This is a genomic window from Streptococcus sp. SI1, assembly GCF_030439945.1.
GTDB lineage: Bacteria > Bacillota > Bacilli > Lactobacillales > Streptococcaceae > Streptococcus > Streptococcus intermedius.
This window is the reverse complement of sequence record NZ_JAQFJE010000004.1, coordinates 104885-116695: the sequence shown is the minus strand read 5'-3', so window position 1 is coordinate 116695 and position 11811 is coordinate 104885. Positions and strand designations below refer to the sequence as shown.

General features: G+C 33.1%; 9 protein-coding genes and 1 pseudogene. 6 read left to right on the top strand and 4 right to left on the bottom strand.

Annotation, left to right across the window (positions count from 1 at the left end):
* Positions 1 to 4: 4 nt before the first annotated feature.
* Positions 5 to 496, top strand: coding sequence for a GNAT family N-acetyltransferase (locus tag PCY10_RS06500; RefSeq protein WP_003075393.1), 492 nt, complete (start codon positions 5 to 7; stop codon positions 494 to 496).
* 240 nt (positions 497 to 736) lie between these two features.
* Here PCY10_RS06500 and PCY10_RS06495 read toward each other — a convergent pair whose 3' ends face one another.
* Positions 737 to 1564 (bottom strand): Cof-type HAD-IIB family hydrolase, encoded by an 828-nt coding sequence (locus PCY10_RS06495; RefSeq protein WP_003077361.1) that lies wholly within the window; start codon positions 1562 to 1564, stop codon positions 737 to 739.
* Between the two features lie 18 nt (positions 1565 to 1582).
* Positions 1583 to 2329, bottom strand: a complete 747-nt coding sequence (locus PCY10_RS06490) for a DeoR/GlpR family DNA-binding transcription regulator (RefSeq protein ID WP_003075389.1) — start codon at positions 2327 to 2329, stop codon at positions 1583 to 1585.
* A 260-nt stretch (positions 2330 to 2589) separates the two neighbouring features.
* Between PCY10_RS06490 and PCY10_RS06485 the strand changes: the two genes are divergently transcribed.
* Positions 2590 to 3186 carry a DNA-3-methyladenine glycosylase gene (locus PCY10_RS06485; RefSeq protein WP_021003342.1) on the top strand — a complete coding sequence of 199 codons (597 nt, stop codon included), beginning with the start codon at positions 2590 to 2592 and terminating at the stop codon, positions 3184 to 3186.
* 221 nt (positions 3187 to 3407) lie between these two features.
* Here the strand turns inward: PCY10_RS06485 and PCY10_RS06480 are convergent, their stop codons facing one another.
* Both PCY10_RS06480 and PCY10_RS06475 read right to left on the bottom strand, forming a co-directional pair.
* Positions 3408 to 4577 carry an MFS transporter gene (locus PCY10_RS06480; protein WP_003075384.1) on the bottom strand — a complete coding sequence of 390 codons (1170 nt, stop codon included), beginning with the start codon at positions 4575 to 4577 and terminating at the stop codon, positions 3408 to 3410.
* An 89-nt stretch (positions 4578 to 4666) separates the two neighbouring features.
* Positions 4667 to 6553, bottom strand: a complete 1887-nt coding sequence (locus PCY10_RS06475) for a heavy metal translocating P-type ATPase (RefSeq protein WP_021003340.1) — start codon at positions 6551 to 6553, stop codon at positions 4667 to 4669.
* Positions 6554 to 6636: 83 nt separating this feature from the next.
* Between PCY10_RS06475 and PCY10_RS09690 the strand changes: the two are divergent.
* From PCY10_RS09690 to PCY10_RS06455, 4 genes and pseudogenes are all read left to right on the top strand, one after another.
* A pseudogene (locus PCY10_RS09690) lies at positions 6637 to 6944 on the top strand (hypothetical protein); the annotation flags it as partial.
* A 289-nt stretch (positions 6945 to 7233) separates the two neighbouring features.
* Positions 7234 to 8103 carry a helix-turn-helix domain-containing protein gene (locus tag PCY10_RS06465; protein WP_021003339.1) on the top strand — a complete coding sequence of 290 codons (870 nt, stop codon included), beginning with the start codon at positions 7234 to 7236 and terminating at the stop codon, positions 8101 to 8103.
* 522 nt (positions 8104 to 8625) lie between these two features.
* Entirely contained in the window at positions 8626 to 10539 is a 1914-nt protein-coding gene (locus tag PCY10_RS06460; RefSeq protein ID WP_021003338.1) for a hypothetical protein, read from the top strand.
* A complete protein-coding gene (locus PCY10_RS06455) occupies positions 10539 to 11780 on the top strand; it encodes an MFS transporter (protein WP_021003337.1) in 1242 nt (413 codons plus the stop codon). The genes PCY10_RS06460 and PCY10_RS06455 overlap by 1 nt, the downstream gene beginning before the upstream one ends.
* Positions 11781 to 11811: the final 31 nt, after the last annotated feature.

The window sequence follows — 11811 nt, the reverse complement described above, 5'->3', positions numbered from 1 at the left end:
TGTTATGATACGACTTGCAAAAAGAGGAGATTTACCAGCGATTTTGTCAATTTTTTCTTATGCTAGAAAGTTTATGTCCCAGCAGGGCAATCCAACTCAGTGGGGTACGACTTATCCTAGCCGAAAATTAGTGATAGAGGATATTGAGCATGAAACATGCTATGTCTTTGAAAAAATGGGACAAATTGTTGGTGTCTTTACTTTAATAATCGGAGAGGATGAGACGTATCAATTTATTGAAAAGGGAGACTGGCACTTGAATCAACCTTATGGGACAATTCACCGTCTTGCTTCAAATGGTCAAGCAAAGGGTTTGGCCAAGCAATGTTTTGAGTTTTGCAGCCGAAAAGTCTCTTATTTGCGAATTGATACTCATAAGGATAATCGACCTATGCAGGCGGCTATTCGAAAATTTGGATTTCAAGAGTGTGGTGTGATTTATGTAGCAGATGGGAGTTCACGCCTTGCTTTTGATTATTATCATGTTGTAGGATAGACTGAAATTTAGCTATAAAAAGGTGTAAAGATAATAGATTTAAAACTGGGAACTTGTAGAGTCTAATTATGCTGTTCGGTTCTCGCAACAGTGATAAGCTGCAGGGGTAATAAAAGCTTAGTAATTAGTTTGTTATTCTTACAGAGCCTTTATTGCTTACCTTAAACCATACTTTGAGCCAGTCATGAAAATTTGAAAGTCTGGGATGTTTGCTTCAGTTTTTTAACAACTTTAGTTACATTAAATAAAGATAAAATCTTCAATGGCTTTGGCAACACCGTGCTGATTATTGGTTTGAGTAATAGCGGTGGCTTGAACTTTCACAGGTTCAGGGGCGTTTCCCATAGCGACTCCAAAACCAGCTAACTTTATCATCGGAAGATCATTGAAATTGTCTCCGATTGCCATGACTTGAGGAAGCGGAACCTGATAGTGTTGAGCGATTTCTTGAAGGGCATTTTCTTTGGAGACATTCTTAGCAGTGACCTCTAAGTAATTATCTTTTGAAAGATAGAAAGCTGTATTAGGAAAATCAAGGGTTTGGAGATACCTGTAAAGTTGTTGAATCATTGTAGGTTCATCAATTAAGAGAAGTTTGTGAATTGGGACAAGTACATCTAAGACAGGAATGAGTAGATTTTGAATTGTGGGGACTTCTCCAGTGATGCCAGCTTCAATCTGGATCCACTTATCAAAACGGTCGGCTAGCCAGTTCTTTCCAGAGTAGAGATTGATAGAAACTGTTGGAAATTCTTGCTTAATTAATTCAATGAAAGTCCGAATTTCTTTTTTATCCAAAGGGTGTTCAATGATAGTTTCATAATGTTGCGGATTACCTTTAATAACGAGAGCGCCATTGTAGCAAGCTAAAGGATTACCACCAAGCCCTAATTCGTGTGCAATTGGCTCCATGCCAAGCGGAGAGCGAGCAGATGCCAAGACAAAGGGGATATTTTTCTTCTTTAAAAGTGGGATTTGATCTTTCAGATTTTGGTCAACCTGATGTTGATCGTTTAAAATAGTTCCATCAATATCACTGACAATCAAATGAATCTTTTGTTTCTTCATAGTTGTACCTCTGTAAATTTAGTAGAGAATTTTTAAAGTGTCAGATAGGAGTGCCTTGATTTCTGTAGTTGGCTTTTGGTCTGTAATCCAATAGTCGAATGAACTGATATCGCTTAAAATATAATTGGAATTTTTTTGCCATTTCTCCTGCTCGGCTAGCAATACTTTCGTTTGGCTATGTTGCATGACTAGTTTTTTAATATAGGCATCTTCAGCATCCTCATAGCTAACTTGTCCATTTTTCAAACTTGCTGCTCCAAAGAAAGCAATGTCGAATTGAAGATGTTCTAATAATTCAGCTTCATTTAAGGAATAATAGAAGCGGTTTTTGGGATAGAATTTACCCCCCAACAGATGAAAATCAACTTGTTCATGCCCGCTGATCATGATAGCATTGTCCAAAGAATGTGAATAAATAGTGTTTTTTTGATTCATCAATTGAGCTAATTGCAAGATAATTGTTGAGACGTCAAAATAAAGCAGTTGTTCTTCCTCAATCAATTCGTACGCTTTTTGAGCAATTTTTCTTTTTTCCTTGGTAAATTTTTTGCTACGATCATTGAAGGAGAGGATTTGTTGTTTGTTTTCTAAAGGAAGGATTCCACCATGAGTCCGTTGTACGAGCTTGCGCTCACTTAAAATAGCAAAATCCCTGCGAATGGTATCTTTAGAAACGTGAAAATAGTCAACCATTTCCTTTGCAGAAAGCTGTCTTTTCTCTGCAAGTAATTCTAATATTTTATTTAATCGTTGTTCTTGATACATACTCTTCCTCCTATGATTTCATTTTAACATAGAGATTAAGTGTTTACAAGTTTTTTTAATGTTTTATAAGTTTTTTAACAGTGTGGTTCAACTGTAAAACCTTAAGGCAAATTTAAGTTAACTTTCTTATACTATAGATAATCCTAAAAACCTTTTCTCATACTAATCTCCTAAAGAAAAAAGCAATCGAATTGTACTGCCTTCAAAAGTTGGACAAATACGATTGCTTTTTTGTGTAAAATTCATGTTATAATAAGACCATGATTTCAAAAGAATTTCAAGAGCTGATGCGAGTAGATACAATTGCTACAGCAAAAGCCTTGCTTGGCATGCAACTTTATTTGGATGGACAGTCCATAGGAAGAATTGTTGAAACGGAAGCTTATCTGGGTGCAAAAGATAGTGCTTGCCATAGTGCGCATGGTAAACGCAGTCCGAAAAATGAATCTATGTATTTATCAGCAGGGCATTGGTATGTCTATCAGATTTACGGTCATCAGATGCTGAATTTAGTGACGAGGGCTGAAAATATAGCAGAAGCCGTCTTGATTCGGGCCTTGGAATTACCAGATGGTACCTTACTTGCTAATGGTCCGGGGAAATTAACCAAATTTGTAGGGATTAGTAAAGCTTTTGATGGTCAGAATTTACAAGAATCACGTTTGCAACTGGCAGCCGATGCACTTCCTTTGCAAATTAGTTCACGTCCACGAATTGGTGTTACTTGTGTAGATCATTGGCGAGAAGAGCCACTTTGCTTTTATGTAGCTGGCAATCGTCATGTGTCAAAAATTGCAAAAATAGGGTTATTACCAGATGAAGAAACATGGAAAAAGTCTATTGATGACGAATGTTGAAATGTTTGTAGAAGTTATGGAGATGATGAATTTATTTTTTGATTTTCTGGAGTCATATAATTGATAAAAGGCGTGACACTAAATAGTTTCTTTTTTGATGTTTGGATATTTGTAATAGGATAGTGATTTAGAAACAGACTTCGAATTGTTAAAGAAAAAAGAGAATGAAGACGAACGTGTGATTTCATAGAAATCTAGTTTCGAATTTCATTCTCGTTTTTTTATAAAATTTTATCAGATTTTTCTACATAAAAGAGCGCAATAATCATGATGACTGTAAGAGCAAGCAAAATGATAATAGCTGGTATCCAAGAGCGGAAAAAATCTGCACTGTAACCAAAAAGAGCTGGACCAAAAGCGGCAAGGACATAGCCACCTGTTTGTGCTAATCCAGATAGCTGTGCAGTCTGATCAGGGCTGCTTGTTTTCATTGAAAAAGTAACCATAAGATAAGGGAAAAGTGCGCTTACTGCCGAACCAATAAGAATGTTGATAACGAGCCAGCATATAAAATTATTTGTTTGTAGCAGTAGCATGCTAATACCAATAAGACCGGATGTAGATATTAAACCAAGCATGATGAGACGATGGCGAGGAGAGAGCCGAGTTGTTAAGCTAGGAATGGTCATTGAAAATGGCAAACTAATCAGATTAAAAACAGAAGCTAAAAATCCCGCAGAAGCGTTTGAGATGCCAGCTTGTATGGCCATCGTCGGCAACCATGTTAGGCAAGTGTAAAAGAGTAGTGACTGCAAGCCGCCAAAAATGATAATAGCCCAAACTTTCTTACTTTTCAAAATAGAAGAGCTTGATTGCTCTTTGTTTTTACTCGCCAAGAAATGATTATAAGATGTATTGGGAAGCCAAATTAAAAGTGCTAGAAGACAGATAAATGTCAATACAAGGACTAGTCCTTTCCATGAACTAGCTTCTGTTATGGGCACGGCAATAGAGGAAGCAATAGCTGTTGACAATCCCATAGAGGTGACATACATCGTTGTTAATAGCCCGATCCGATGTGGCTGATTGGCTTGAATCACACTTGGTAATAAAACATTGAGTACTGCAATGGCAGCTCCAATGAGAAGGGTTCCTATATAAAGAAGTGGTAGGTTAAAAATCCGAATAAAGGATCCGACAGCAAGTAGCATTAGTACAAGAGTAAATAATTTTTCCAATCCAACTTTTTTCGCTAGACGTGCTGAAAATGAAGAGCAGAGAGCGAACATAATTAAGGGTAGGCTGGTCAAAAGACCAAGTGAGCTCACTGAAACATGAAGTCCACTAGCAATGTCCGTCAAGACAGTTGGAAGCGTTGTAAAAGGCGTTCGCAAAGCGACACCCACCATGATAATTCCTGGTAAAAAGAAAACAGAATGTTGTTTTTTCATAAATGCTCCTATAAGAGTTCTTAAAAGATTATATCATAGAAAGAATAAAAATTGTAAGCAAGACAACTATAAATTTTTAAAACGAGCTATTAGGCCGACTTTTTTGAAACTAATAATCTCAAACTATTCAGTAATACTAGCAGGGTGGAACTTTCGTGCAATGAGATACTAGCTATGATAGAGAGGTTTTTTGAAAATGTAAAAATAATTAAGAATACGACAACGGTCATGGAAAAAACGATGTTTTGAAAAATATTACGTTTTAATCGTTTTGACATTTGATAAGCAATAATAAGTTTTTTTAAATCATTTTTCATCAGGATAACATCAGCTGTTTCAATAGCAATATCTGTTCCTTCTCCCATTGCAATACCAATATCGGATGTGACTAGTGCCGGAGCGTCGTTGATCCCATCTCCAAGCATAGCAGTTATACCATTCTCTTTTTTTAGTTTTTGGAGGATTGCGGCTTTTTGCTCTGGTAAAGTGTTTGCAATGACTTCATCAATACCCAACTCTTGTCCAATGGCTTGACCGGCCAAAAGCCCATCTCCTGTAAGCATGACTGTTTTTATACCTGCTGCTTTGAAATACTGAATTGCTGCTTTGGCGCCATGCTGTGGTTTGTCTTGAAAGGCAATGTATCCAACAACTTCTTCATTGATAGAAACAAACACGACTGTACAGCCTTGTTTTTCCTTTTCGTTTTTTACTGAAATCCATCTCTGTGCTACATTGACAAAGAGACTAGGTTTACCAATGCGAAATTCTTGTCCTTGATAATGACTTATTAGGCCTTCTCCCACCTTATTTTCAACTGTTAACGCAGGGAAATTATTTTGCCGCGTTTTAAAATAAGTTCCAATTGCAGTCGCTAGAGGATGATTGGATTGATTTTCCATTGCTACAATAATGGTTTTTAATTTATCGTCAGTAAGCATACTTTGCTCAAATTTATAACTAACAACGCTCGGTTTGCCTTCGGTGAGAGTTCCTGTTTTATCGAAGGCAATGACTTTTACATTGCTTAAATTTGATAAGAAAGCTCCGCCTTTGAAAAGGATTCCTTGCCGAGCAAGTTGTGAAATACTGGCTAAGGTTGCTGGAATGGCAGATACGGCGAAAGCACAGGGAGAAGCAGATACCATAAAGGTCAGTCCAATCTCAAGAGTGGGGAAGAAAGGTTGGTGAAATAAAAAGCCCTCTACAAGTAACAACATGCAAAAAATGAACAGTACAATATTTACATAAATTGGCTCAAATTGACGAATGCGACTGGCAGTTGGGGAGAGATTGTTTTGAGAATTTTTGACTAATTCTAGAATTTTTGCAAAAACAGTTTCCGAGCTATCTTTGGTAACTTGCATAATAAAAGTGCTAGCACCATTTATAGTTGCACCAAATACTTGATCGCCAACAGTTTTTTCGCACGGCATGGCTTCACCATTGATTGTTCCTTCATTGATGTTGGCTATTCCTTCTAAAATAATACCATCTGTTGGTACTTGTCCCCCGTTTAGCACTTGGACATGGTCTCCTACAATTAATTCAGAAACTGGAACAACTGCTATGCTGCCGTCTGGATTGATTCGTCTGGCTTCTGTAGGATTTAGCTGTAAGAGTTGAGTAATCTCGTTTTGGCTGTGATTTTCTACATATTCCTCTAAAAAATGAGCTCCAGCAAAAATAAAGATGAGCAAAGCACCTTCACTTGCATTTTCTAATAAAACGGTACCAAGAGCTGCCAAAGCCATCAGGATATGTGTATTGGGTAAAAATTTCCCAGCTTTTTTTGTGTTTTGAATCGTCTCTTCAACACCTTCTAGTAGCACATGGTAACCTGAAACTAGCATGGCAAGGGTAGATAAAAGCTCTTGTGTCACTGTGTCAATAAGTGCTACGAAATTAATGATATAAATAAGAATGCCTATGAAGTATAAAATCATTGCTAATGAAATAGAATGTTTTATTTTCATGTGAATCCTCCCTCGGTGTGGTGTTAGCTTTAACCTTGTAATACTTGTACTATACTACTATACTATTAAGGGGAGGTCAAGCTGTTATGGGAATTTTTACAATTGCAATCAATTTCGCAATTAGCAGAGTTGTCAGTCATGGGTATATACATAATAAATCGATTCTTAGTCTGCAAAAGAAATTCAGATGGAGAGTATAATTGAAAATTATAGAAATAAGAGTTAACTAAGCAATCAATTGTTAAAAATATGGGAAACTTCTGTAAAAGAAACTCAGCAGCTCATTCGCCAACATTTCAAAATGTATGGAATTACAAAAGTCACCATTCAGACAGACGAAAGTTTAGATGAGCACGAAGAATGCTGTATTGGTGGAGAAAATGAGGAATAAGGGAAATAAAAAATGGAACATTCCTCTGTCAAGGAGCTGTTGAAAAGTGTCAAATCTGTTATTAACAAGTTTGAAAAAGAAGACAGCTGAAACCATTATTTCTTGAACATCGAAAAAAATAGCTCAGGTTGTCATAGAGATAAGAAACTGCTAAAATATGAGTAGGAAGAATTTAACGAACAGAACCCTTTTGTCAAAGGTTTCTACAAACATATGGGATTTGAAGCGTATAAAAGAACAGAGTATAGAGAGCAGACATGTGAAATAGTGAGATTGAAGGAGTTCAATTATGGAAAATTTAGGACAAGCTTTTAAGGAATTAAGAGAAGCTAGGCATATTTCTTTAGCTGAGGCAACTGGCGAAGCATTTTCTCCCTCAATGCTTTCAAGATTTGAATCTGGAAAAAATGATATTTCTGCTTATAAGTTATTTGTGGCATTAGAAAATACACATATTGAGGTGAATGAGTACTTGTATTTAGCAAGAGGTTTTTCTAAAAGCCGGCTGGTTGAATTACAAGAAAAAATCCATCAATTAGAATTAGAGAACGATTATAAAGGTTTACAAAAGCTATATTACAAAGAGATTAGTGAAAATTATAAAACAGATTTAAAGAGTCATATGGTTAATGCGTTAGTTATAAAAGCTCATTTAAAAGGACTAGACGACACTACAAAGTTAACTGAAGATGAAGAAGAGTTTTTATATGATTATTTATTTGGCATTGAAATATGGGGTAAATATGAATTAACTTTGTTTTCAATTAGTTCCACTCTCTTGACGCCAGACTTATTTACTAGATATGCTAGAGAAATGCTTAGAAGGACAGATTTTTTAGGTTCAATGAATGATAATAGGGTTATTATACAAACAATGTTATTAAATGGCTTATTACTATGTATTGAAAAAGATGACTTTATTAATGCCAATTTTTTTGATAAACAAATTCAGTCTAACTTTTACAAAGAAAACGAAACATATTATAGGATAATCTATTTTTGGGCTAAAGGTTTATTAACTTATAAAAACGGAAAGAAACAAGAAGGGATAGAACAATGTAAACAAGCAACCACTATTCTCAAAAGTCTAGATTGCCATCAAGCTGCTAAATATTATGATAAAGCACTAGAAAAAATGATTCATCAGATAGAGAAATAAAAGTGTGACATTGAATATATTCAATGTCACACTTTTATAAAAATTAAATATACAAATTTTAATCACACTAAAGAGTGTCTTTTGGACAGTTTTAATAATTTTTTCTAGGGAAATAAAGCAGTTTATAAATTTTGAATATATTCAAGATTAATTTTGAAAAGTAAAAATGAAAGTATAATGGAACTATAGAAATTAGGAAGGAAAGTCGACCATGATAATTCATAATAATTTTTGTACATGACTAATACATAAAGTATTTTCTACACGTTAAATTTATTAGTAAGGAAGTAGCATATGACAAAATTTATCAATAATATCAATAAAAAAGAAATTGTACAATCTGACCAAAATATTAACATTACTATTGGATGCCCAATCATTTCATAAGGAAAAATGTTAACATCATTTTTGGATACTCATTGTTTAATACAATAGAGCTTTGTATAAGCTCTATTTTTTGAATTAGGAGAACATAAACATATGTCAAGTATTTTTAAATATAGAATAAGAGAGAGTTAGTTATTGCCAACATTTGGTTATAAAATCCATATCTCTGCAACGCCTTATAATTTTAATGAAATCCTCAATATTGTGATACCTTATCTTGAAAATAATAAGCTTTCTTACAAGTACATCTATGAAAAAGATGATATTTTGCAAAATTTTTCGATTAAAACAAGTATGTCGTCATCAGGAAAACTTATTACAATATATCCAAAAGACCAATTAAGTTTTCAAAAAATTCTTTCTGAATTGTATGACCGTATTCCAAAAACAACAGATGGGATATATGTAATGAGCGATCGTTCATACAGAGATTCTAATAATATTTTTTACCGATATGGCTTCTTTAAAGAGGATATAAATTATATTAAGGACGGTAAACTTACTTTGAATGGTCCAAACGGAGAAATATGGCAAGATTATCCTAAAAATTATTTTGAATTACCAAGTTGGATAGAGGATATACAAGAAAGTGACTTATCTGAAGAATCATATTTGTCCGAACATTATATCATAAATGAAGTTCTTAAAACATCAAGCGGCGGGAATGTCTACAAAGGAATTTCGAAAAGGAATAATTTGGAGATTGTAATGAAAGAGGCTAGACCAAATATACTTTTTTATGAAAATATCGAAAAACAACAGCTTCGTGAAAATGAATTTCAACTTTCAAGCAATATAAAAGCATATATTCCAAAGGCTATAGAAAGTGTGAATGAATGGATAAACCACTATTATATTTATGAATATATAGATGGAAAGACATTTTCAGATTATTGTAGTAACTATACTTTATATGGATACAAATTAAATAAGTGGGTAGAAAATACTAATAAATTTAAAAAATTGTTAGAAGCATTTTTTAAAACCTTAAAATTAATTTCCCATTTTCATAAAAATGATTTAATTTTAAATGATATTCATCCAGATAACTTTAAAATTGATAAAAATGGAAATATATATTTTGTAGATTTAGAGCATTCTTATAAATATGGTAAAAAACCAATTACAGGAATTTTTAGTAATATAAGTTTAAAGGAATGGAATTCTCTAGATGGGAAAGTTTCAGATTGTCATAAAGTGGGTAATATGATTTTATTCCTCGTTGGGAGATTACACATAAAAAGGCAGATAAAAGAAGAAGTTGAGATTTTAAAACAATTTCTATATTTTTATGGGATAGACTCTAATATAGATATTCTTATTAGATATTTATTTAGTAAAAATCCAGATATAAATACAGCAATGAAAATAATGTCAACTATTTATGCCAAATCAATTCAGGAACGAACAATATTAATTAATCCAACTATACATAATTGCAAGTATGATATTTTAAAATCTCCATATTTAAGCATTGAAGAATTAGTTTACAAGCATAATAAAAAATATGAAAAGTATATTCATAATCTAGATAATTTAGAAGTAATCAAACATTTTATAAATAATGAAAGTGATTTTGGTCTAGACGGATTATCCGGAGTTTTGATACTTTTAGATAATTTATCAGTAGATAAAGACATTATTAACTATGGAATTACTGAAATTCTATCTAAATCTCTTAAAACTAATTGTGGTCGGATGGTAAAGGTCTCTGATAAAACTGCGTCTCCATATTTAAAAAATGGATCAGCTGGCTTTATAAAAGCATTATGTAAAATTGATGCGGTAGAGTTTCGTCCTCTAATAGAAGAATTTGCTGAAGGGTTATTAGTTAATTTTGCTCAGCGTCCGACCTATTGGGATGGTATGTTGGGAATTGCTGATACTTTATTAGATGTGTACGAACTAACAAATTGTAAAAAATATCTGGAATATTCGAATGTTTTAATCATTTCATCAAGCTTTTATTTGAATACAAGTAGAATAGAAAATTCAGAATTTTTAACCATTTATAATCGTATCCAATCAATTAAGGAAGGGAGAAGATGATGAAATTATTTTTGAAAAATCGTCTATATGGTGTGTTAACATTATCACGCCTTCTAAATTCAATGGGTTCATATCTCTATAACATTGTATTCGTAGTTTATGCTGCTACCGTATTCCATTCGAAGTTAGTTGTGGGGATTGCAAATATAACAATGGTTATTCCTACAATATTTACGGTATTTGTAGGAATAAGAGCTGATAAAACTAGAAAAAAAGGAAACTGGCTAATTTATATAGGTATTATCCAAGCTGTGCTTTTTACGTTTGCATCATTAATTATTCATGAATCTACTTTACTTGTATTTTCATTAGTCTGTTTAATCAATGTAATTAGTGATACGTTGAGTGATTTTGCAAATGGCCTACGAATGCCAATTATCCAAAATAACGTTTCACAAGAGGATTTAGTTGAAGCTTATTCATTTACACAGTTTATTTCATACATCTGCAGTCTATCAGGACAAGCTATAGGTATATGGCTTTTAACTATATCGCATAATAACTTTGCATTCGTCGCCTTTATTAATGGAATTTCATTCTTCCTATCTTCTTTTGTTTTAATTACGATTAAAGATAAGATGACTTATAAAATTATTGATGAGGATAATAATCATGAAAAATTATCCCTGAAGAAACAAATTATAAAAATGTTTAATAATATCAAAATGATATTTAACGATACCAACTCAGGAAATTTTATAAATTTATTAATTTCAATTCTTCTTCTAAACTCTTTAGGAGGGTCAATTACTGCCGTATACAATATTTTTTTACTAGAACACAATTTATTGAGTTTTACCTATAGCCAATCATTGCTTGTTGTTGAAGTAATTTTAGTGGGGGGAATATTGTTGGGAAGCCTAACACCAAATGATTATTTTTCTAGACTATCGATTGGGAAATTGGTAAGGATTAATTCCGTCATTTTTCTACTTGTAGCAATTTCAAATTTGTTCAGTCCTACCCCTTTAATTGGAATTTTAATACTTGCATTCGCGACGTATTTATCAGGAAAAGTCAATCCAAAAATTAATTCACTTTTATTAACAAATTTGCCATCTAATATTTTGGCTCAAACGAGTAATTTTCTCTCTTTATTGTTTACACTCTCTATTCCTTTAGGAGCTGCCATATTTAGTTTAACATCTTCTTGGAACACGAATATAACTTGGATTATATTTTTACTAATTGCTTTTTTAACGATTGTATTGTCTTCAGAGAATTTTTTCAAGAAGGAATAGATACCTATAACTCATATCCAACATTAATTTT

Excerpts from the sequence above, each read along its gene's own strand:
- PCY10_RS06500 (WP_003075393.1), top strand. The coding sequence starts at position 5 with ATGATACGACTTGCAAAAAGAGGAGATTTACCAGCGATTTTGTCAATT.
- PCY10_RS06495 (WP_003077361.1), bottom strand. The coding sequence starts at position 1,564 with ATGAAGAAACAAAAGATTCATTTGATTGTCAGTGATATTGATGGAACT.
- PCY10_RS06490 (WP_003075389.1), bottom strand. The coding sequence starts at position 2,329 with ATGTATCAAGAACAACGATTAAATAAAATATTAGAATTACTTGCAGAG.
- PCY10_RS06485 (WP_021003342.1), top strand. The coding sequence starts at position 2,590 with ATGATTTCAAAAGAATTTCAAGAGCTGATGCGAGTAGATACAATTGCT.
- PCY10_RS06480 (WP_003075384.1), bottom strand. The coding sequence starts at position 4,577 with ATGAAAAAACAACATTCTGTTTTCTTTTTACCAGGAATTATCATGGTG.
- PCY10_RS06475 (WP_021003340.1), bottom strand. The coding sequence starts at position 6,553 with ATGAAAATAAAACATTCTATTTCATTAGCAATGATTTTATACTTCATA.
- PCY10_RS06465 (WP_021003339.1), top strand. The coding sequence starts at position 7,234 with ATGGAAAATTTAGGACAAGCTTTTAAGGAATTAAGAGAAGCTAGGCAT.
- PCY10_RS06455 (WP_021003337.1), top strand. The coding sequence starts at position 10,539 with ATGAAATTATTTTTGAAAAATCGTCTATATGGTGTGTTAACATTATCA.